Origin of the sequence: Umezawaea sp. Da 62-37, from assembly GCF_032460545.1 — a bacterium.
Lineage (GTDB): Bacteria > Actinomycetota > Actinomycetes > Mycobacteriales > Pseudonocardiaceae > Umezawaea.
In genome coordinates this window covers 9284407-9305954 of sequence record NZ_CP135965.1, presented here as the reverse complement: position 1 = coordinate 9305954, position 21548 = coordinate 9284407, and the positions used below count along the sequence as shown (strand labels likewise).

Annotated in this window: 19 protein-coding genes; 10 read left to right on the top strand and 9 right to left on the bottom strand. The window is 72.3% G+C overall.

Translation table 11 applies throughout. From position 1 onward, the window contains the following. Positions 1 to 5 precede the first annotated feature (5 nt). The 8 genes from RM788_RS42145 (at position 6) to RM788_RS42110 (ending at position 9550) form a co-directional block, all read left to right on the top strand. Complete coding sequence (locus RM788_RS42145) at positions 6 to 1589, top strand: condensation domain-containing protein (RefSeq protein WP_315925842.1); 1584 nt, start codon at positions 6 to 8, stop codon at positions 1587 to 1589. Next, entirely contained in the window at positions 1586 to 2935 is a 1350-nt protein-coding gene (gene glyA, locus RM788_RS42140) for a serine hydroxymethyltransferase (protein ID WP_315925840.1), read from the top strand. Before RM788_RS42145 ends, glyA begins: the two co-directional genes overlap by 4 nt. Then, a complete protein-coding gene (locus RM788_RS42135) occupies positions 2935 to 3672 on the top strand; it encodes a hypothetical protein (protein WP_315925838.1) in 738 nt (245 codons plus the stop codon). The genes glyA and RM788_RS42135 overlap by 1 nt, the downstream gene beginning before the upstream one ends. Next, complete coding sequence (locus RM788_RS42130; protein ID WP_315925836.1) at positions 3653 to 5410, top strand: amino acid adenylation domain-containing protein; 1758 nt, start codon at positions 3653 to 3655, stop codon at positions 5408 to 5410. Before RM788_RS42135 ends, RM788_RS42130 begins: the two co-directional genes overlap by 20 nt. Further along, positions 5407 to 6699, top strand: coding sequence for a cytochrome P450 (locus RM788_RS42125; RefSeq protein WP_315925834.1), 1293 nt, complete (start codon positions 5407 to 5409; stop codon positions 6697 to 6699). The genes RM788_RS42130 and RM788_RS42125 overlap by 4 nt, the downstream gene beginning before the upstream one ends. A gap of 44 nt (positions 6700 to 6743) precedes the next feature. Continuing rightward, a complete protein-coding gene (locus RM788_RS42120) occupies positions 6744 to 7526 on the top strand; it encodes a thioesterase II family protein (RefSeq protein ID WP_315925832.1) in 783 nt (260 codons plus the stop codon). Further along, positions 7523 to 8806 carry an MFS transporter gene (locus RM788_RS42115; protein ID WP_315925830.1) on the top strand — a complete coding sequence of 428 codons (1284 nt, stop codon included), beginning with the start codon at positions 7523 to 7525 and terminating at the stop codon, positions 8804 to 8806. The genes RM788_RS42120 and RM788_RS42115 overlap by 4 nt, the downstream gene beginning before the upstream one ends. A 132-nt stretch (positions 8807 to 8938) precedes the next feature. After that, positions 8939 to 9550, top strand: a complete 612-nt coding sequence (locus RM788_RS42110; RefSeq protein WP_315925828.1) for a helix-turn-helix transcriptional regulator — start codon at positions 8939 to 8941, stop codon at positions 9548 to 9550. A 127-nt stretch (positions 9551 to 9677) separates the two neighbouring features. On the opposite strand, the gene RM788_RS42105 is transcribed toward RM788_RS42110, so the two are convergent. From RM788_RS42105 to RM788_RS42080, 6 genes are all read right to left on the bottom strand, one after another. Continuing rightward, positions 9678 to 10412 carry a thioesterase II family protein gene (locus RM788_RS42105; RefSeq protein WP_315925826.1) on the bottom strand — a complete coding sequence of 245 codons (735 nt, stop codon included), beginning with the start codon at positions 10410 to 10412 and terminating at the stop codon, positions 9678 to 9680. Between the two features lie 2 nt (positions 10413 to 10414). After that, positions 10415 to 11146, bottom strand: a complete 732-nt coding sequence (locus RM788_RS42100) for a thioesterase II family protein (RefSeq protein WP_315925824.1) — start codon at positions 11144 to 11146, stop codon at positions 10415 to 10417. Between the two features lie 18 nt (positions 11147 to 11164). Then, the gene (locus RM788_RS42095; protein ID WP_315925822.1) at positions 11165 to 12421 is read right to left on the bottom strand and encodes a cytochrome P450; all 1257 of its coding nucleotides are present in this window, start codon (positions 12419 to 12421) and stop codon (positions 11165 to 11167) included. Continuing rightward, a complete protein-coding gene (locus RM788_RS42090) occupies positions 12405 to 14459 on the bottom strand; it encodes an amino acid adenylation domain-containing protein (protein WP_315925820.1) in 2055 nt (684 codons plus the stop codon). The genes RM788_RS42095 and RM788_RS42090 overlap by 17 nt, the downstream gene beginning before the upstream one ends. 173 nt (positions 14460 to 14632) lie before the next feature. Continuing rightward, entirely contained in the window at positions 14633 to 15109 is a 477-nt protein-coding gene (locus RM788_RS42085) for a hypothetical protein (RefSeq protein WP_315925818.1), read from the bottom strand. Next, positions 15106 to 15639 carry an RNA polymerase sigma factor gene (locus RM788_RS42080; protein ID WP_315925816.1) on the bottom strand — a complete coding sequence of 178 codons (534 nt, stop codon included), beginning with the start codon at positions 15637 to 15639 and terminating at the stop codon, positions 15106 to 15108. The genes RM788_RS42085 and RM788_RS42080 overlap by 4 nt, the downstream gene beginning before the upstream one ends. A gap of 151 nt (positions 15640 to 15790) precedes the next feature. Between RM788_RS42080 and RM788_RS42075 the strand changes: the two genes are divergently transcribed. Together RM788_RS42075 and RM788_RS42070 are read left to right on the top strand one after the other, a co-directional pair. Continuing rightward, a complete protein-coding gene (locus RM788_RS42075; protein ID WP_315925814.1) occupies positions 15791 to 15913 on the top strand; it encodes a hypothetical protein in 123 nt (40 codons plus the stop codon). 11 nt (positions 15914 to 15924) lie between these two features. Beyond that, the gene (locus RM788_RS42070) at positions 15925 to 18033 is read left to right on the top strand and encodes a DUF4132 domain-containing protein (RefSeq protein ID WP_315925812.1); all 2109 of its coding nucleotides are present in this window, start codon (positions 15925 to 15927) and stop codon (positions 18031 to 18033) included. Between the two features lie 43 nt (positions 18034 to 18076). Here the strand turns inward: RM788_RS42070 and RM788_RS42065 are convergent, their stop codons facing one another. From RM788_RS42065 to RM788_RS42055, 3 genes are all read right to left on the bottom strand, one after another. Next, on the bottom strand, positions 18077 to 20449 hold the full coding sequence (locus RM788_RS42065) for a VIT domain-containing protein (protein WP_315925810.1): 2373 nt from the start codon (positions 20447 to 20449) through the stop codon (positions 18077 to 18079). Then, a complete protein-coding gene (locus tag RM788_RS42060) occupies positions 20446 to 21015 on the bottom strand; it encodes a MerR family transcriptional regulator (RefSeq protein WP_315925808.1) in 570 nt (189 codons plus the stop codon). The genes RM788_RS42065 and RM788_RS42060 overlap by 4 nt, the downstream gene beginning before the upstream one ends. Positions 21016 to 21184: 169 nt before the next feature. Then, a complete protein-coding gene (locus tag RM788_RS42055; protein ID WP_315925806.1) occupies positions 21185 to 21508 on the bottom strand; it encodes a hypothetical protein in 324 nt (107 codons plus the stop codon). Positions 21509 to 21548 lie beyond the last annotated feature (40 nt).

Sequence of the window (21548 nt, the reverse complement as noted above, 5' to 3'; positions counted from 1 at the left end):
AGCACATGGGCAACGCGGCAACACGTCCCGAGCGGGTGCTGGCCAGGATCTGGCAGGACGTCCTCGGGGTGGACCGGGTCGACGAGGACGGCGACTTCTTCTCGCTCGGCGGGGATTCCCTGCTGGCGCTCAAGGTCATCGGCGCGGCGGCGGAGGAGGGGCTCGACCTCACGCTGGTGGACCTGTTCCGCAGCCCCACCGTGCGCGGGATGTGCGCGGCGCTGGGCGCGGACCGGGCGGGTCCGGACGACGCGGGCGACCTGCTCGCGCCGGAGGACCGGGCGCTGGTCCCCGCCGACGCCGAGGACGCATACCCGGCCTCGCGCCTGCAACTGGGCCTGATCTACGAGACGCTGCTCAGCAACGGGGACAACTACCACACCGTCGTGTCGCGGGTGGTGAACCGGCCGCTGGACGCGGACGCCCTCGTCCGGGCGCTGGCGGTGGTGTCGGGCAGGCATCCGGCGCTGCGCACCCGGTTCGACCTGGTCACGTTCAGCGAGGCGATGCAAGTGGTGCAGTGGTCCGCGCGGATCCCGGTCGAGTTCGCCGACCACCGCGGGCTGGCGCCGGACGTCGAGGCGGCCCGGTACGAGGAGGTCATGACCGGGTCGCTGAAGGAGGTGTTCGACCCGGAGTCCGTACCGCTGGTGCGCGTGCACGCCGCCGCGCTGGATGAGGGGAGGTTCCGGTTCTCGCACGCCTTCCACCACTCGCTCATGGACGGCTGGAGCGAGTCGATCTTCACCAGCGAAGTGGTCCGCGCCTACGCCGCCGACCTGGACGGCACGCCCCTCGACCTGGGCACGCCCGCGCCGATGCAGCGGGAGCACGTGCGGCTGGAGCGCGCCGCGCTGCGGGACGCGGCCTCCCGCGCCCACTTCGACGCGCTGCGCCCGCACCTGGCCACGGAGGAGGCCTCCGGGGAACCCCGGTACCGGAAGATCGGCTTCCCCCTGCCCCACGACGCCGCCGCCGCACTCGTCGAGCGCTCCGCGGCGTGGGGTGTGCCGCTGAAGTCGCTCATGCTGGCCGTCCACGCCGCGGCGGTCGCCGCGTTCACCGGCACCACGGCCCCCGTGGTCGGCGTCCCGGTCGGCGGACGGCCGGAGGTGCCGGGCGCGGACCTCACCATCGGCCTGTTCCTGAACTACCTCCCCCTGCGACTGCCGCTGGACGGCACGACCTGGCGCGCCGCGGCGGACGCGGCGCTGGCCGGGGAACGCGCGCTGCTGCCGCACCGCCGCTTCCCCGACTCGGAGGTGCGCCGACTGCTGAACCGCAGGCCGTTCGACTCGGCGTTCAACTACGTGCGCTTCCACGCCCGCCACGCCGCCCTCGCCGACGGCCTGCTCGATCCCGAGGAGGACATGCGCGAGCGGGCCGATTTCCCGATCCGCATCGAGGCGATCGACAACCTGCCCTCGGCGGGGGTGCGGGTGGAGATCACCGTCGACGTCGCCAAGCACGGCGACGGTGCGCCCGAGGAGCTGCGCGGGTCGCTGCTCGCCGCCGTGGACGGGCTCGTCGGACCACCGTCGAACTCGGTCGTCCCGCTGGGCGCGACCGGGAACAGGAGCCGAGCATGACGACAGCCGATGTCGTGGAGATCGCCGACCACGGGGTGCGCGCGCTCCGCGAGTCCGACCCCGTCCTGTTCGACCTCCTCGAGCGCGAGCAGGTGCGGCAGGCCGAAACCCTCGCGCTGGTCGCCGCGTCCAGCGTCGCCGACCCGTCGGTCCTCGCGTGCGCGGGGTCGGTGCTCGGCAACGTCACCGCCGAGGGTTACCCCGGTGCCCGGTTCCACGCGGGCAGCCAGGTCGCCGACGAGGTCGAGAGACTGGCCGTGGACCGCGCCATCCGCGCGTTCGGCGCCCGCCACGCCAACGTGCAGCCCCACTCGGGCAGCAACGCCAACCAGATCGTGCTGTTCGGCCTGCTGCGGCCGGGCGACGTGCTGATGGGCATGGGCCTCGACGCGGGCGGACACCTGACGCACGGCGCCGCCCCTTCCGTCACCGGCCGGTACTTCACCCCGGTCTCCTACGGCACCGACGCCTCCGGGCTGATCGACTACGACCGGATGGCGGAACTCGCCGAGGAGCACCGGCCGCGGGTCGTCGTGTGCGGGGCCAGCTCGTACCCGCGCTTCATCGACTACGCCCGGTTCCGGGCCGTCGCCGACGCGGTGGGCGCCTACCTGGTGGCGGACATCTCGCACGTGGCGGGCCTGATCGCGGCCGGGCTGCACCCGAACCCCGTCGACCACGCGCACATCACCACCACGAGCACCTACAAGCAGCTGTACGGACCGCGCGGCGGACTGATCCTGCTCGGCCGGGACGCGGACACCCCGGTGCCGGGCCGCGGCCGCACCCTCGCCGAGGTGGTGGACAACGCGGTGTTCCCCTACTTCCAGGGCACGCCCGCGCTGAACTCGATCGCCGCCAAGGCCCGTGCGCTGGGCATGGTGCTCGACCCGTCGTTCAAGGACCTGGCCCGCCGCGTCCGCGCGAACGCCGACGTGCTCGCCGAGGCGATGACGGCCGCGGGCCACGAGGTGCTCACCGGTGGCACCGACAACCACATGGTGCTGCTCGACGTCACCCCCGCCGGCCTGACCGGGGTGATCGCGGAGCAGGCGCTGGAGTCGTGCGGGATCGTGACGAACAAGAACAAGATCCCCGGTGACCGGTACGGCCCGTCGGTCACCAGCGGGCTGCGCCTCGGGACCAACATCCTCGCGGCGCGCGGGATGACGGACGACGCGGTCCGCCGGTGCGCGGCACTGGTCGTGCGCGTCCTGGCCGCGGTCCGCCCCGCCGGGACGGTGACCTGGTACCTGGACGAGGCCGTGCGCACGGAGGTCCTCGCCGAGGTCGCGCTGCTGTGCCGGGACTTCCCGCTGACGCAGATCCACTCGGGACGGTCCTGATGGACGTGGTGATCGGCAGCGCGTACCGCGGACCCGCGGACAGCGCGAACGGCGGTTACGCGTGCGGCGTGTTCTCCACCCTGTCGCCGAGCGCGACCGGGGCGCCGGCGGCGGTGGTGCTGCACGCCCCACCTCCACTGGCGAGCGCGCTGGACGTGCGCGGGCACGGCGCGCGCGCCCAGGTGTGGCACGGGGACGTCCTCGTCGCCACGGTCGGCCCCGGCTCGTCGACCATGCGGGCGGTCGACCCCGTCACGGTCGAGGAGGCTCGGCGGGCGGAGTCGTCGTTCGCGGGCCGCGAGGGGCACCCGTTCCCGACGTGCTTCGTGTGCGGCGTCGACGTCGAGCCCGCGCTGGGCTTCCCGCTCACGCCCGGTCGCCTCGACGGCCGCGACCTGGTGGCGTGCACGTGGACGCCCGACGCGGACGTGTCCACCGAACTGGTCTGGAGCGCCCTGGACTGCCCCGGTGGCTGGACCTGCGACCCCGTCCGCGAGCCGATGGTGCTCGGCCGGATGAGCGCGCTGGTCCTCGAACTGCCGGAGCCGGGACGTCCCCACGTGGTCGTCGGCGGGCTGTGGCGGAGGAACGGGCGCACCGCCCACATCGGCACCGCGCTCTACGACCCCGCGGGGCGGTTGCTGGCCAAGGCCACGTCGGTCTGGATCGCGCTGGAGGCGGGGCGACAGGCACCACCGGAACGAAGGGGAATGGCAGATGTCCACCACACTCGGTGAACGCGGACTCCGCTCCATCGTGGACGTGTTCACGCACCACGCCAGGACCTTTCCCGAGGCCGTCGCCGTCTCCGGCGAGGACGGCGACCTCAGCTACGCCCAGCTCGACCGGCGGACGACCGCGCTCGCGGGCGCCTTGCGCGCCTCGGGTGCCGCCGCGGGCGACGTGGTGGGCATCCTGCTACCGCGCTCGGTGGACCTCGTGGTGCTGCAACTGGCCGTGCTGAAGGCCGGGTGCGCCTACCTCGTGCTCGCCCCCGACACGCCCGTCGAGCGCCGTGCCGCGATCCTGCGCGACGCGCGACCCGCGCTCGTGGTCGGCGGGGAAGCGCCGTGGACGACCCCCGCCGAGCTGGCGGCCCGCGCCGGGGACGTCCCCCTCGGCACGCCGCGCGGCGCGGACACCGCGTACGTCGCCTACACGTCCGGGTCGACCGGAACGCCGAAGGGCGTGGTCGTGCCGCACCGGGCGGTCGTGCGCCTGGTCGTCGGGGCCGACTACCTCCCGGTGGGACGCGACGACGTGTTCCTCCAGTTCGCGCCCGCCGCGTTCGACGCGTCGACCCTGGAGATCTGGGGCCCCCTGCTCAACGGCGGGAAGCTGGTCGTGGCCCCGGCGGGCGACCTGCGCCCGGCCGACCTGACGGCGCTCGTCCGCGATCGGGGGGTGACGGTCCTGTGGCTCACCGCGGGCCTGTTCCACCAGGTGGTCGAGGCCGGGTTGGCGGACCTGACCGGGTTGCGGCTGCTCATCGCAGGCGGGGACGTCCTCTCGCCGTCGCACGTCGACCGGGCGATCGCGGCCCTGCCGTCCACAGCCGTCGTCAACGGCTACGGGCCCACCGAGAACACCACGTTCACCTGCTGCGCGGTGCTCGACGGACCGGTGGGCGCGGGCGCGGTTCCCATCGGACGACCTGTCACCGGCACCCTCGTGCACCTCCTGGACGAGCACGGCGACCGGGTGCCGGACGGGCGGACCGGCCGCATCTTCACCTCCGGGCTCGGGCTCGCGCACGGTTACCTGGGCGCGCCCGGCGCCACCGCGGACAGGTTCGTGCCGGACCCGTTCTCCGGGGTTCCCGGCGATCGCATGTACGCCACCGGCGATCTCGGTCGCCGCGGCCCGGACGGCCGGTTGGAGTTCCTGGGCCGCGAGGACCGCCAGGTCAAGATCCGCGGGTTCCGGGTGGAGCCCGCCGAGGTCGAGGTCGTGCTGCGCACGCACCCCGACGTGGAGGACGTCGCGGTGCTGCCGCGTCCGTCCGCCACCGGTCAGGCGCTGACCGCGTACTACGCCAGCGACGAGGCCGTCATCTCGGCCTGGCTGCGCGACCACCTGGCGGCGTTCCTGCCGCCCTACATGATCCCGGCCCGCTTCGTGCGCGTGGACGAGCTGCCGCTGACCGCCAACGGCAAGGTCGACCGCTCCGCGCTCGCCGCGCTGGCGCTGCCCGACCGCGGCGACCTGAGCACCGACTACCGGGCTCCGGCCACCCCGCTGGAGTCCTGGCTGGCCGAGCTGTGGGCCGACCTGCTCCAGGTCGAGCGGGTCGGCGTGGACGACGACTTCTTCGAGATCGGCGGCCACTCGCTGATGGCGGTCCGGCTCACGTCCGAGATCTTCGACCGCCACGAGGTCGACGTCCCCATCCACACCTACTACGAGAACCCGACCGTGGCCGAGCTCGCCGCGTTGATCGCCCGCGGCTGCCAGGGCGCCGAGGAGGCCTCATGAGGACCACGGCGGACGGCACGGCCGTGCCGCAGGCCGACATCACCGCCGCGGACCTGCACGCGTCGTCGCTGTACGGGACCGGCGACCCGCACCCGATCTGGACGGCGATGCGGCGGCACTCCCCCGTGCACCGCCAGGAACTGCCCGACGGCCGCGAGTTCTGGTCGGTGACGAAGTACGACGACGTCAACGACGTGCTGCGCGACCACACCCGCTTCACCTCCAAGCGGGGCACCCTCCTGTCGATCCTGGGCGGCCGGGATCCCGCGGGCGGCAAGATGATGGCCGCCAGCGACCCGCCAGCGCACACCGCGATGCGGCGGCCGATGGCGGACCTGCTGTCCGCGCGGGCGCTGAGCCCGCTCGTGCCGAAGGTGCGGCGGATGGTGGACCGGATGCTCGCACCGCTGGCGGACGGGACGTGGAACCTCGCCCGCGCGCTCGCCGACTTCCCGATGGCGTTCACCGGGACCCTGATGGGACTGCCGGAGTCGGACTGGCCCCGGCTCACCCGGCTGACGTCCACGGCGATCGCGCCGGACGACCCGGAGTTCAGCCAGGGCGACGGCACGCTGGCGTCCGCGCACCACGAGCTGTTCTCGTACTTCTCCGCGGACGTCCGGCGGCGCGCGGGGGACCCCGGCGACGACCTGGTGGGGTCGTTGCTGCGGATGGACGTCGGCGGCAGGCCGTTCCGGCACGACGAACTCGTGTACAACTGCTACAGCCTGCTGCTCGGCGCCAACGTCACGACCCCGCACGCGGTCGCGGGCACCGTCCTGGCGCTGATCGAGCACCCGGACGAGTACCGCCGGCTGCTCGCCGACCCCGAGCTGGTGCCCTCGGCGGTCGAGGAGGGGCTGCGCTGGTCGTCACCCGCCAACCACTTCATGCGCCACGTGACGCGACCCACCGAGATCCGCGGCGTCGAACTGCGCCGCGGTGATCCGGTCGTCGCGTGGCTGGGGTCGGCCAACCGCGACGAAGAGGTCTTCGCCGACCCGTTCCGGTTCGACGTCTCCCGGTCGCCGAACCGGCACGTCGCCTTCGGCTTCGGCCCGCACTACTGCATCGGCGCCCCGCTCGCGCGCATCGCCCTGCGCCTGCTCGTCGACCGGATCGTCGGCACCGTAGCCGAATTCCGGTTGGAGGCGCCGGTGGAACACCTGACGTCGAACTTCGTCGCGGGCATCAAGGACATGCGCGTCAGCGCCCGCCTCCACCGCGGGGCCGCGGAGAAGTTGGAGGAGGCGATCACGCTCGACGAACCCGTCCCGCTCAACGGCTAGCGCTCGTCCCGACCCGCCCGTCCGCCCTCCACCGGAGGTTGTCCGTGTCAGCTCCCGCCACACCGCAACGAATTCTGCTGCGCAAGCTCAACCCCGACTCCCCCGCCCGGATCTTCTGCTTCCCCTACTCGGGCGTGGGCGCGTCGATGTACAACCGGTGGCCCGCGTACGCGGATGACGCCGAGATCTGCCTCGTGCAGCCGCCGGGCCGGGAGAACCGCATCAAGGAACCCCACTACGGCACCTACGAGCAGCTCGCCGACCAGCTGGCCGACCAGCTGGCACCCCACTTCGACCGGCCGTTCGGGTTCTTCGGCCACTGCGGCGGCGCGCTGCCCGGCTTCGCGCTCGCGGTCGAGCTGCGGCAGCGCGGCCTGCCCACGCCCGACCGGCTGTTCATCTCCTCCCAGGTGGCTCCGCACGACGGCCCGTTCGGCCGGTTCCTCGAACTGGGCAACGCTCAGCTCGCGGTCGAGCTGGCCGCGTTCGCGAAACGGCTCGGCGGCACACCGAGTCCCGACATGATCGCCATGAGCCTGCGCGTGATGCGCAAGGACGTCGACGCGAACAAGGCGTACCACCTGGACGAGCCGGTGGTGCTGCCGTCGGCGATCGACGTGATCAGCTGGCGCGACGACGTCGAGATCCGCCCCGAGCAGAGCACCGGGTGGCAGCACTACGCAGAACCCGGCCGGTACCGCCAGGTCGTGCTGGAGGGCGAGCACCACTCGTTCCTGGACGCGCCCCCCGCGCTGCTGGGCGAACTGGCAGCGGGCATGGCCGCGGCCGTCGAGGGCCGGAAGGCCATGGCGGGAGGTACCGCGTGAACCACCCCGTCGTCGACCGCACCGCCATCCGCCGACTGCTGGTCGGCAGGTCCCTGTCCCTGCTCGGCACCGCGATCATCCCGACCGCGCTGATCCTCGCGATCATCCAGGCCACCGGCTCCGCGTCGGACGTGGGGCTCGTGCTGGCCTGCGAGCTGATCCCCCAGCTGGTCCTGCTGCCCGTCGGCGGGGTCCTCGCCGACCGCCTGCGCCCTCAGCGGCTGGCCTTCGCCATGGACGTGGTCCGAGGTCTGGCGCAGCTGGCGATCGGCGCGGAACTGCTGTTCGGCACGATGCGCATCCCCCACCTCGCCGTGCTGTCGGCGGTCGCGGGCGCGGCCATCGCCCTCGGTACGCCGACCCTGTCCCCGCTGGTCGCCTCCACCGTTCCCGAGGGTGAACGACTGCGGGTCAACGGGCGGCTCGGGGTCATCCGCGGTCTGGCGCTGGTCATCGGACCGGGCATCGCGGGCGTGCTGATCGCGACGGTCGGCGCGGGCTGGCTGTTCGTGGTCACCGCGGGCGTGTTCTTCGCCGGGGGCGCCATGCTCGGCGGCATCCGCACCGCGCCCCGTCCCGTGCGGAGCACGCACTCGACGTTCCTGCGCGACCTGGCCGAGGGCTGGTCGGAGGTCCGCAAGCGCCAGTGGTTCTGGACGAACCTGATCGGCCACGGCGTGTCCAACCTGACCGCGGGCATCTTCATGACCCTCGGTCCGCTGATCGCGATCCGCGAGTTGGGCGGGGAGGTCTCGTGGATCGTCATCTACCAGTGCGGCATGGCCGGCATGATCATCGGCGCGTTCCTGGCCTCGCGGCTGCCCATCACCAGGCCGCTGATCGCGACCTCCCTCGGCGGCGCGGTGTTCGCGCTCCCGCTGGCGGCTTTCGCCGTGCCCGCCCCGGTGTGGGTCGACGCGGTGGCCTACTTCACGGCCATGTTCGGCCTGGGCGTCCTCAACGCGCTGTGGCAGACCGTGATGCAGCAGCAGTTCCCGCCACAGGCACTGGCCAGGGCCGACTCCTACGACGCCCTGCTGTCCTTCGCCGCCAGGCCGCTCGGCCTCGCCCTCGCCGCGCCGATCGCCGACGTGACCGGGACGGCGACCGTGCTGATCGCGGCGGCCGTTCTCGTCGGCGTGTTCAACACCGGTCTGCTCGCACTGCCGGACGTCCGACGGATGACCCTGCGGGCCTCTCCACCCGAACCGCCCACCGCACCGCCGCCGGTGCCGGAGGTGAGCGGGCGACCGTCGGGGCAATCCGCGTCGGGGTCGTGAACCGGTAGCGGGCAGTGGCGTCGCGGTGACGTTCCCGCCAAGCCGGAAGCGGTGGTCCGCCCGGTGTTCGGTCGAACACCGGGCGGACCACCGCGCCCGATCACCTGAATCCGTTCGACGGAGGGGACCACCATGACGCGGGTCACCGTTCTCGTCAGCTCACCGATCTACCTCGCCGGTCTCGTGCAGACCCTGGCCGACGCCGGGATCGAGGTCTGCTCGGCGACGGCACCGTCCGATCAGGACGACCCGCGGTCCGCCGACGCGGTCCTGGTCGACACCGACGTGCTGCGACCGGACCTGGACCTGGCGCGCATAGTCGAGATGGCGCGGCTCACCCCGGTCCTCGTGCTGGCGGACCGCATGACGGCCACCGGGTGCGAGACCTACCTCCGCGCCGGGGCAGCCCGTGTGATCAGCAAGCACGAGTCCGTCGAACACCTCGTCGAGGCGGTGCGGGCGGTGTGCGGCACGGCCGGGTGCCACGACGTCGGGGTGCCCGCCGCCAGGCGGGAATCCGATCCCGTGGAACCCGCCCTCTCGGAGCGGGAGCAGCAGGTGCTGTTCGAGATCGCGTGCGGTCTGACCCACGGGCAGATCGCGACCCGACTCGGCATCAGCCCCCACACCGTGAACACGTACGTCAAGCGCATCCGGGCGAAGCTCCGGGTGGGCAACAAGGCCGAGCTGACCAGGGCCGCCCTGCTGCGCCTTCCGACCGCGCCCGAGGTCGCGGCGGGCTGACCGGACCCCGCCGGGTACGCCGCGGCGCGGAGGCCGTCGCGGCGCGGAGGCGGGGATGACGTCGCCCCCCGGCGTGCTGAGCCGCGTACGTCGGGGCGGCCCGACCGACTGATGCCCTGGCATGCCGTCACCCCAGGTCGCGCCCGATCACGTCGGTCACCCGCCGCACCGCGTCGTCGTCGAGGAAGTGCCCGGTGTCGATGAGGTCCAGGTCGAACGCCGCGGACGTCTCCGCCCGCCACGCTGCCATCCGCTCCGGCGTCGACTCGAGGTCGTGGCGGCCCGCGAACACGTGGACCGGGACGTCCAGCGGTGTCGACGGGCGGTACTCGTGCGAGGCCAGGACCGTGAGGTCTGCGCGCAGCACGGGGAGCAGCGCGGTGAGCAGTCCGCTGTCGTCCAGCACCTCGGGCGGGGTGCCACCCAGCTCCCGCACGTAGGCGACGAGCTCGTCGTCGGTCCCGTCCCATCCGCGCACCGCTTCTTCGAGCACGGGCCCCGAACTGCTCGACACGTAGAGCTTCCGCGGCATGGGGAGGTGGCGGTCGCGCAGCGCGTGCGAGAGCACCCAGGAGACCCGTGCGCCCATGCTCGCGCCGAAGCACGCGTAGGGGTGGTCGAGCACCGGTCCGAGCACGTCGACCAGATCCTCGACGAGGGCCGCCATGGTGGTGTGCGGAGGTTCCCCGAACCGGTCCGCGCGGCCGGGGAGTTGCACGGCCACCGGTTCGACGGAGTCCGGCAGCAGGTGCCACCACTGCCTGAACATGGCCGCGCTGCCACCGGCGTAGTGGAAGCACAGCAGGCGGGTGCGACCTCCGCCGCGCCTGCCGAGGCCCTTGAGCCAGCGGCGCTCGTCCACGGTCACCCCCTGCCCAGGCCGTCGCGGAGCACGTCCAGCAGTTCCGCCGGGGCATCGACGAACCGGTAGTGCCTGCCGGTGAGCAGCTCGGAAGTCGTGTCGCCGCAGGCGGTCCACCCGCCCATGGTGTCGTGGCGGATCTCGACGTCCTCGGTCCAGCCGATCGTGGTGATCGGGCAGCGGAGCCGGAACGGCTCCGGTACCACGTAGCGCTTGTTGGTCTCCACGTCCGCGCGCAGCACCTCGACGTAGAAGTCGATGAGGTCCGGGATCGGCTCGGCGCCGAGCTTCCGGCTCAGCTCGGACAGCTCCTCGCCGAGCTGCCCGTCGTCCATCTCCAGGAACCGGCCGAACGGACCGTCCTGGGGTGCCACCTGGGACGAGACGTAGAGCCTCGCGGGCGCGGGGAGCCCCGCCCTGGTGATCTCCGCCGACACCTCGTAGGCCGCCAGTGCCGAACCGCAATGCCCGAAGAAGGCGTACGGCCGGTCCAGGTGCGGTTCGAGCCCGGCCGCCATCTGCTTCGCCAGGTCCTGGTAGGTCTCGAAGTTGGGCTCGTCGAGACGGGTCTCGTGTCCCGGCAGTTCCACCGGCAGCAGGTCGACCCCGTCGTGCAGGCGCGGCCACTTCCGGTACATGCTTGCGCCGCAACCGGAGTAGGGGATCAGGAAGACCCGTCCGGTCGCTTCGGCCGAGGGGGCGCGCGGTAGCCACTTGTTCCGTCGATCGGTCATCGGTGGCGCTCCAGGAGGTCAGCGCGTCCGCGCGGAGATGGGCAGGTGCTTGTACCCGGCGATGAAGTTCGAGCGCAGCCGCGAGGGTTCACCGGCCCGCTCGAACCCGGTGTACCGGGAGAGCAGTTCGGCGAACAGCAGCCGCAGCGTGACGCGCGCGACGTTGTGGCCGACGCAGTAGTGCGGCCCCACGCCGAACGCGACGTGCCTGACCGGCTTGCGCCGCAACCGGAACGTCGACGCGTCGGGGAAGACCTCCTCGTCGCGGTTGGCCGCGCCGAACCAGACCGCGACGGCGTCTCCCGCCTTGACCTTCGTGCCCCGGATCTCGGTGTCCTCGACCGCGTACCGCATGAAGTGGCTGACCGGTGAGGCGAGCCGCAGCGCTTCCTCCACCGCGGTCGGCGTGGCGTCGAGGTCGGCCGCCCACTCGTCGAGCAGGCCGTCGTCGATGTGCTCGGCCATGACGTAGGTCGGCGAGTGCGGGGTGGTGACGGCGGCTCCGAGCAGCACGCTGTAGCAGTTGGACACCACGGCGCCCGGCGTCATCGGACGCCCGTCGACCTCGGTCTTGATCAGCACGCTGATCAGGTCGTCACCGGGGTTCTTGCGCCGCTCCTGGACGATGTCCTGGAAGTAGGCGAACAGCTCCCGGTGCGCGTTGTCCAGCGTCGCCTGCGTCCCGCCGGGCTCCCGGTACTCGGCGTCGTCGGGCGCGCTCGACGCGGTGAGGAGCCGCACGAGCCGCGGCCAGTCCTCCCGCGGCAGTCCCATCGCCGCACCGCCGACCGCCACCGGCAGTTCCAGCATCGCCTGGGCGAAGTCGAAGGGCCCGCCGTCCGCGAGTGGCGCGAGCGCTTCGAGCACGTGGCCGCGGATCACGTCCGTCTGGCGCTCGATCGGCCTGATCGCCAACGCCTTCTGCAGGGACGCGCGCATCGCCGAATGGCGCGGTGGGTCGGTCGCGGGGAGTTGGCGGCCGCCCGCCGGATCCTCCGTGCCGAGCATGGAGAGCATCGTGCCCCGCTCCGAGGTGAACATCTCGGGGTCGCGGAGGACCAGGTGCGCGTCGTCGAACTTGACCACCGACCAGAAGCCCCGTCGGTCGTCCACCTGCTTCCAGGAGAGCCGGTCGAGTTCGCGGAGCTCCTGCCAGACCGAGTGGAAGTCCCCGTCGCTGTAGAGCAGCGGGTCGTCGACGGCGAGCGCGTGGCCGCTCACCGGGCAGCCCGAGGCGACGGTCCGGTCAGTGTCCAGGTCATCGAACTGCCGCATCGGCCTTCGCCTCCAGTGGGTTCGTCGCGTCGTGCTTGCGCAGCTCCTCGGCGAGCGCGGCGATGGTCGGCCGCAGGAACAGGGTGCGGGCGGGCAGCGCGACCCCGAACTCCTCCTGGAGCGCCACGAGCAGGTCCGCGGCCAGCAGCGAGTGCCCGTCCAGGTCGAAGAAGTTGTCGTGGACACCGACCGGCTCGACCAGCAGCGTGTCGCTCCAGATCTCGGCGAGCCGCCGTTCGACCGGGTCCGCGGGCGCCACGTAGTCGTCGGGCACGTTGCGCGGGACCTTGGCGCGGGGCAGCGCCGATCGGTTGACCTTTCCGTTGCCGTTCAACGGGATGTCGGACAGCACGACGATCGCCCACGGCACGAGGTGCGGCGGCAGGGTCTCCCGGAGCCGTTCGCGCAGCGCCGTGCCGAACGCGGTCCACCCGCTCTCGTCCGCCGTCCCGACCGCGACGTAGGCGGCCAGCCGGGCGTCACCGGGCCCGGCGTCGTGCACGAGCACCGCGGCCTGCTCGACGCCGGGTTGCCGCAGCAGCTCCATCTCCACGGTGCTGGGCTCGACCCGGTACCCGCGGATCTTGACCTGCCGGTCCGCCCGGCCGAGGAAGTCGAGCGTGCCGTCCTCCGACCACCGCACCAGGTCCCCGGTGCGGTACATCCGTCCGCCCGGACGGTCGGGATCCACGTCCGCCACGAACTTCTCCGCCGTGGCACCGGGTTTGTTCAGGTAGCCGGTGGCGACGCCGTCACCACCGACCCAGAGCTCCCCGACCTCCCCGCGCGGCACCGGTCGCATCGCGTCGTCCAGGACCGCGACCGTGGTGCCGTCGATCGGCACCCCGATGGGCACGCGCGGGGCGTCGCCGCCGACCCGCGTCGTCCAGCACGTGGTGAAGGTCGTGTTCTCGGTGGGGCCGTACCCGTTGGTGAAGACGAGGTGCGGGTGCACGGCGAGCACGCGCCGCACGTGTTCCGGGGAGAGGACGTCACCGCCCGCGAGGAGGTGCCGCACACCGGCGAGGCAGTCGACCTGGTGGTTGACGATCTGGTGGAACAGGCCGGTCGTGAGCCACAGCACGGTGATCCGCTCCGCGCGGACCAGCTCGGCGATCTCGGCGAGGTCGACGAACCCCTGGGGTGCGAGGGCGAGCCGGTTGCCCCGGACCAGCGGCATCCAGATCTCGAACGTGGAGACGTCGAAGCCGACCCTGGTCATCTGCAGGAACACGTCGTCGTCCTGGACGTCGATCCACGACGGGGCGTCGATCAACCGGTGGATCGCGCGGTGGGGAACCACGACGCCCTTCGGCTCGCCGGTGGACCCCGAGGTGTAGCAGACGTAGGCGGGGGTGTCGGGCACGACTTCCGGCGCGTCGACCGGCACGACCGGTCCGGTGCCGACGTCCTCGAAGCGCAGCACGGTCGGGACATCGGGTGCGTGCACCGCTGTGTCCGCCGAGACCACGGCGAACCGCGCACCCGCGTCCCGCACGACGCGGGCCCGCTGCTCGGCGAGTTCGGCCGGATCGAGGTAGAGGTACGCGCCGCCCGCCTTGAGCACCGCCAGCAGGGTGACGATGAGCGTCGCCGTCCGCTCCAGCACCACCACGACGACCGCGCCACCGCGCACACCGGCCGAGCGGACGCGCTGCGCCAGCTCATCCGACGCGTCGTCGAGTTCGCGGTAGGTCAGCACCCGGCCCCGGTAGGAGATCGCGATCGCGTCCGGCGTCCGCGCGGCCTGCTCGGTCACCATCCTGTGGATGCACCGCCGCACCGTTCCCGAATCGTGCGACGACGTCGGCCGGGTGTGGTGCGCGGTCGTCGGAAGCGGGAAGTCGAGGCGCGCGCCGCGCGGCCGCAGATCGGTCCAGTGCTCCTCGATGTGGTCGAGGCACGCCTGGCGGAAGTCGTCGCCGTGGACGACGTCCCAGCCTGCCGGGGGCGACAGCGCCGCGGGCCACAGCGAGTACTGCCCGTCCTCGTTGAGGAGGACCGAGAAAACGCCGCCGGGATCGTCGAACTGTTTCATGACAACGACTCCTCGCCTGGAAATCCCCTCGCCGGCCTGGTCCGGCCGTCACCGTCCCGAGATCCGCACCGTGTCGGCGACGCTACGCGGAGAGCCCCTCCCGGTCCTGTCCCCGCTTCTTGTGACACCACGGCGTTCCCGCCGTTCGGTAGGGTCGCCGTGGTGTCACGACCTCAACTGGTCCGGTCACGTCCTTCGAGGTCGCGCCTGCGAGCGAGCAGGGCCGCCCGGTAGGTGCGGGCGCGGAGCAGCATCGTGCAGGCCGCCACGATCAGGACCAGGCCGATGGCCGAGGCGGTTAGGACGCCTGCGGTGCTGTCGCGGGTGAGTGCGAGCACGACCGTGCCCGCGGTCATCAGGGTGCTGAAGGTGAGGGCTAGTGCGGCGGCGATGATCCGGTCGACGGCGAACAGGGGGCGGCGGATCACGGTGTAGGCACCGAAACCCGCCCAGGTCAGGCCGATCGTGATCATCGCGGCGAAGGCGAGCTGGGTTCGTGCGGGCAGGGCGGTTGGTTCGGTGGCCCAGAGTTGGCCGATGACGGAGGCGGCGGTGAGGCCTGCCAGACCGACCAGGACGTAGCCGATTCGGCGGGGTAGTGACAGGCCCCGCGTGATCTGGTCGGGGGTGTAGCCCGGCTGGTCGGTCATGACGTGTACCCCTTCTCGATCATCCGGTCGCGCAGCAGCCGCCTGGCGCGGAACAGTCGTGATTTGACCGTGCCCACGGGAATTCCCAGCACGTCCGCGCAGTCCTCCAGCGACATGTCCTGGAGGTGGAAGAGGATGAGGACCTCGCGTTCCCGCGGTTCCAGGACGGCGAGGCCGTCGGCGACCTGCGTCCGGTCCAGTACCGCGTCGGTCTCCCCGTCGTCGACGAGGTCGCCGTCGACCACATCTGGCGGTCCGTACTTGGTCCTCAGGTGGTCCATCACCGATCGTCGGATGATGGTGAACAGCCACGGCGCGAACCGTTCCGGTTGGCGGAGGGCGGGCAGCGCCTTCAGCACGGCCGCCCATGCTTCCTGGCTGACGTCGTCGGCAGGCCCTGGTCCGTCGAGCATGCGCCGCACGTAGCGCCACACCGGCTCGTGCCAGTGCCCGACGAGTTCGCCGAGCGCCTGCCGGTCGCCCAGTTGCACACGCACCACCAACAGCGCGTCACGTTCGACCCGATCCACGTCGTCTCCCGTCCCTGAGGTTCGTCACACCCTGGGAGTCGGGTGGGAGGTCGTCGAGGTTCACGCGGTCGTGGCTGGTCGGGGAGGTCGTCACGAAATCGTCGGACCCCGCCTATACCGTTCCACCACTTCGACCGGATTGGGGTTCGACGTGCGCAGGTGGGAACTCACGACCGATGGCTCCGCGGAGTTCCGGGAGGGCGGGCCGGGCAGCGAGGTGGACGCGTCCGTGGACGTGCTGCCGTCGGCGTTGGTCACTCCCCGTGGAAGGTGAAGCGCGCGGCGGTGAAGCCGATCGCGGTGGAAGTGCCGGTGCCACGGGGTTTCGAGTGGGTGCCGGGGGAACGCGAGCGTTGGGCGCTGGAGAGCTGCTACGGCCCGTCCACCACCATCGGGGACGACTACGGCGTGCGGGACTGGCAGGTCGCGGTGGATCGGCTGTGCAAGGGCGAGCTTCGGGGGCGGGACGTCCTCGCGGTGGTCCGGGGTGCTCCGGAGGACGTGCTGCGTCCGCGCCTGGGCGAGTGGGAGCCGGTGCATGACGACTACATGGGCTGGGAGCGGGTGTTGGTGGCCCGTTTCGAGGGTGCTGTGCTGCCGCAGGCGGTGCGGATCGCGAAGTCGGATGTCGCCTACCTGGCCGACCTGCTGCTGCCCTTCGCGGACGCCGAGGTGGCGGGGTTGATGGCGGACTGGCTGGTGCGCCTCAAGAGGGTGCGCGAGGTCGCGGAGAGGTGGTTCCAGCGGCATCCGGAAACGGCGGTGCGAGCGTTGCTGCCCGCGGCCTTGGGGAAGACGGGGAAGGCGCGGCGGGCCGCGGAGGTGGCGTTGTGGTTGGTCGCGGGGCAGGGGCACGCGGATCTGGTGCGGCAGGTGGCGGCGGGGCACGGTGAGCAGGTGGTGGGTGCGGTCGAAGCGCTGCTGCTGGCGGATCCGGCGGAGCACCACCTGGAGGCGAGGGTTCCGGTGGTCAGTGGCTGGGCCGGTCCGGCGCTGCTCCCCCGGATCTTGTTGCGGGACAAGCGGTACGCGTTGCCTGTCGCGGTCACCGGGCACGTGTTGACGATGCTCGCCATGTCGAAGCCGGACGACGTGCTGGCCCGGCTCACGATGTCCGGGTCGGACGACGTGCACGGGTACGTCGAGGTGGTGCGGGAGGCGTGCGATCCGGGGTCGCTGGCGCGGTTCGCGTGGGCGGTGTTCGAGGCGTGGCGGGCCAACGGCATGCCGTCGAGGGACCGGTGGGCGTTGTCCGCGCAGGGGATGGTCGGTGACGACGAGACCGTGCGAGCGCTGGCGCCGTTGGTGCGGGCGTGGCCGGGTGAGGGTGCGCATCCCAGGGCGTTGAGCGGGCTCGAGGCGATGGCGGTGATCGGCGGTGACGCGGCTCTGGTCCAGATCAACGACATCGCGACGAAGTCGCAGTTCGAGGCGTTGCGGCACAGGGCATCGGGGATGATCGGCACCATCGCGGCGAACCTCGGTCTGACCGCGGAGCAGCTGGCCGACCGGCTGATCCCGGACTTGGGGCTGGGTGACGCGGCGACGCTGGTCTTCGACTACGGGTCACGGCGGTTCGTGGTCGGGTTCGACGAGCAGCTCAAGCCGTACGTGGTGGACGGCGACGGCAAGCGGCTCAAGGACCTGCCGAAGCCGGGGGTGAAGGACGATCAGGAGTTGGCGCTCCAAGAGCACAAGCGGTTCGTGGAGTTGAAGAAGGGCGTGCGGACGGTCGCGGCCGATCAGATCCGCCGGTTCGAGGCGGCGATGGTGACGAGCAGGCGGTGGTCGGTCGCGGAGTTCCGGACGCGGTTCGCCGCGCATCCGTTGCTGTGGCACGTGGTGCGGCGGTTGGTGTGGGTCACCGGGGACGGGTTGTCGTTCCGGCTGTCCGAGGACCGCACGTTCGCCGATGTGCGCGATGACGCGGTGGGCCTGCCGGAAGACGCCGAAGTGGGGGTCGCCCATCCGCTGCACCTGGCGGGCTCGCTCGACGAGTGGGCCGGGGTGTTCGTGGACTACGAGATCCTGCAACCGTTCCCCCAGCTGGCCAGGCCGGTGCACGTGCTGTCCGAAGAGGAGCGGGCGGCGTCCGCGCTCAAGCGGTTCCACGACGTCGAGGTCCCGGCCGGGAAGGTGCTGGCGCTCGCTCGCAACGGGTGGGAGTTGAGCGGGCCGAAGGAGGGCGGTATCCGTTACTCCGTCGGGCTTTCGGTGCCCGGTGGTGTGGTCACGGTCGAACTCAGCCCCGGTATCCGCGCCGATCACCCCGCGGTGGCCGAGCCGCAGAGGCTGGCCGAGGTCGTGCTCGGTGGCGGGCCGCGGACGTTCGGTGACCTGGACCCGGTCACCGCTTCGGAGGTGCTGGCCGACCTGTCGTCCTTGACGGGTTGAGGATGCCCGGAGGCGGCGCGGATGCCGCCTCCGGGCGTTCGGATCAGCGGCGCCAGAAGGACTTCTTGCGGTCGGGCTCGGTTCCGGTGAACGCGTCCAGGACGCGGGTCGCCTCGGCCCACAGCGCGGTCACGTCGTCGCCCGCCTTGAGCTGGGCGATGAGCGCGCGCAACGGGTCGTACACCGGGCCGACCAGGTCGGCGAGGAGCGTGTCGAGCCTGCTGGCCAGGTCGGCGAGCAGGTCGCGGCGTTCGTAGTCGGGCAGGGAGTCGGTGGCGTGCAACCGACCCGCTTCGACGGCCACGATCTCGCGCAGTTCGGCGAGGCGGTCCGGTCCGACAGCGGGCGCGGAGCCGAAGGTCGGGCCCGCAGAGCCGGGACGTCCGCCGCCGCCACCGGCCATGGGCACGGCGGAGCGGGACCGCTTCGCGGACATCCGCGGGGCCATCGGTGGCGGCGGCGCGGACGGGGCCGGGGCGGGCGCGCCCGCGGGGGCCGCCATGTCGAGGAACAGGTGTTGTGGCGCCCCGAACGACTGCGGAGCCGCGAAAGGCAGCGCGACCGGCGCCTCCCACCCGGCTGGTGATTCGACGGGCTGGGTGACGCGGTGCACGGTGCCGTCGGTCACGACCCGCGCGTCGACCGCCACGAACGCGGTGAAGCGGCACAGGACGCCGAACTTCAGCGACGTGGCGACGATCGTCGGTTCCAGGTCGGACTTGCCGGACACGTAGGCGTCCTCGAGGTCGCGCAGCGCGGCCCGCGCCCACTGGGCGGCGATCGCGGGCTCGTCACGCCGCTGCACGGGCACCACGGCTTCCCAGTCGCCGCCGTCGCGGGTGCGTCCGCGCACGGTGAGGGAGCCGGTCGCGGTCCCGCTGTAGCGGCCCGCCAGGACCAGCGGAACGCCGGGGTAGATCGCGGAGGCGTGTCGCGGGGCCTGCGAGTCGGGCGTCAGCGCGATCCCGTCCGCGGTCACGGTCACGTCGGTGACGACGGGTGCGCCGATGCGCCGCTGGATGTGCTCCATGGCCTTGTCGAGGCGGTCCTCGCTCTCGACGAGCTCGCACCGGCCCGCTCCCCTGGCCGCGAGCCTGCCGAGGAAGCCCGCGTTGACGGCGGAGTCGATGCCGACGCTGTGGATCCTGGTGCGGCCGATCAGCGGGGCGATGTCGCGCAGGATCTGGTCCTCGTTGCCGACCTGGCCGTCGGTGACCAGGACGACCACGCGGTCGCGGTCGTCGTCGTCGCCCGCGAGCAGGCTCAGCCCGTCGCGCAGCGGTGCGAGGAATTCGGTGCCACCACGGGCTTCCACGCGCGCGAGGTGTTCGACGGCGCGGTAGCGGTGGCGGTCGGTCGCGGCGACCAGGCCGGAGCCCAGGTCGGTCGGGTGCTCGACTCGGTCGTCGAACGTGACGACGGCGAACCGGTCGTCCTTGGTCAACGTGTCGACGATGCGCGCGGCGGCGCGGCGGGCGGCGACCATCTTCCAGCCGCCCATGCTGCCGGAGCGGTCGAGCAGCAGCACGACGTCGCGGGGACGCACGGCGGTGACCGCGGCGGGCGGGAGGACGGTGAGCTGGTAGGTGCCCTCCTCGCCGTCCGGGACGCAGACGGCCGAGGTCCCGTGCCCGGTGTAGGCCAGGCGCAGGACGAAGTCGCGGTCGGCGCGCTCGCCGGGGACGACGCTGAGGTGGTTCCCCTCCCCCGTCACGGTGTGCAGGCTCGACCGGACCTCGCCGAGGTCGAGGCCCGCGGGGTCGATGTCGACGCCGATCGAGAGCGTCACCGGGTTGGGGAAACCGGGCAGCAGCACGGGAGGCGTGATCCTGGAGGCGTCGGGCACGCGGTCGGTGTCCGGCACGTGGCCGCTGCCGACGGACTCGCCCGGCAGCGGCGTGCCGGGCACGTAGCGGGGTGCGACGACGAGCGGGAAGCGGAACGTGGCGGCGTCGTCCTCGTACACCAGCGGCTCGACCATGGTCAGCTCGACGGTGACGCGTTCCCCCGCCAGGATGTTGCCGACCCGCATGGTGAAGACGTCGGGGCGCTCCTCCTCGGCGATGGCCGCCCGCTTGCCCGCGGCGATGGCCTCGTCGTAGTTCTGCCGCGCGGCCCCGCGCTCCTGCAGTTCCGCCTCGACGGTGCGGCCGTCGGCGGTCATGGTCATGCCGGTCACGGCGGCGCGGTCGGGCAGCGGGAACACGTACGTGGCCTCGAGGGCGGTGTCGTGCGGGTTGACGAACTCCGTGGTCAGCCGGACGCGGGCGACCAGCCCGGTGATGGTGGCGCGCACGTCGAGGCGGTCCAGCGGCAGGTTGCCGCGGTCGGTGCGCAGCGCGCCGACGCCCGCGTCGACCGACTGCCCGACGCGGTCCAGCTCGGCCGTTCTCATCGGCGTGGTGGTGAAGGTCATCGGGAGTCCCTTTCGTCGGTGAGCAGGCCACGGGCGGTGAGCAGGTCGAGCAGAGGCTGGGCCGCGGTGGCGATGTCCTGGTAGTCGGCGGGGGTCGGCGCGCCGGGCAGGAGGAGGACCGCGCCGCCTGTCAGCGCGATGGCGCTGAGCGGGGCGGCTTTGGGCGGCTCCGGAGGCGGCGGGGCGGGCGCGGCGGGGGCTTCGGCCCAGAACCGCGGTCGCACGGGTGCGGTCGCCGGTCTCGGCTCCCCCAGCAGGTCCTCGGGGACGCGGGCGATGCTGGCCAGCGCCGCGTCGGTCGCGCCTGCCAGCTCGGCCTGGATCTCGGCGAGCGTGCTGCCCGCCGCCTGGCGCCGCTTGACGGCGACGAGCTGGAGCAGGTGGCGGGTGTCGTAGAGCGCCGTCCGCCCGCGCATGGCGGACGGGCGGTCGACCAGGCCGGTCGTCGCATACCAGCGGACGGCACGCCGGTCGGGCACGTCGCGGACGCGTCCGTTGGGCGCGCCGGAGTACTCCGCGGCCAGCGCCGCGGCCACCCGTTCCACCAGCTCGTCGATCGTCCACATGCGGTGATAGTGACACTGCAATTATGACAGTGTCAACTTCCGGACGATAGTTTAGGTAGATGCGATCTACGTAGATGGCATCTACTCACGGGCAGCGGATGTCTCAGAGGCGCGTCAAGGCGGTAAGCCGATGGACGCGTGCCGGTAGGCGGCGTTCGCGCGGGTCTGCTTAACGATGCGGTCCGGTCGCGTCGACGCGGGCCAGCACTGGAGGAGGTAGCGGTCGAACTCCGCGGCCCATCCATCCGGGTAAGGACACCTCGACGATCTCCTCCCAGCGGTTGTCCAACGGTGGGTGCTCGTCGTGCCACTCCACGACGAAACCCACCTCGCCCGTGCGCAGTCCGGTCACCAGGAACAGGAAATCCGGCACCGCCGCGCCGCACGGGCCGTTCGCCTGACCGGCGAAGCACTCGTCCATCGTCGGCAAGTCCGGCCGATCCGGGTCGTGGACGTAGATCTGCGCGTAGTCGACCAGGGCTTCGCCGCTCATCAGCGTTCGCACCACTGCCTCCGCCCGTCAACGCCGGACA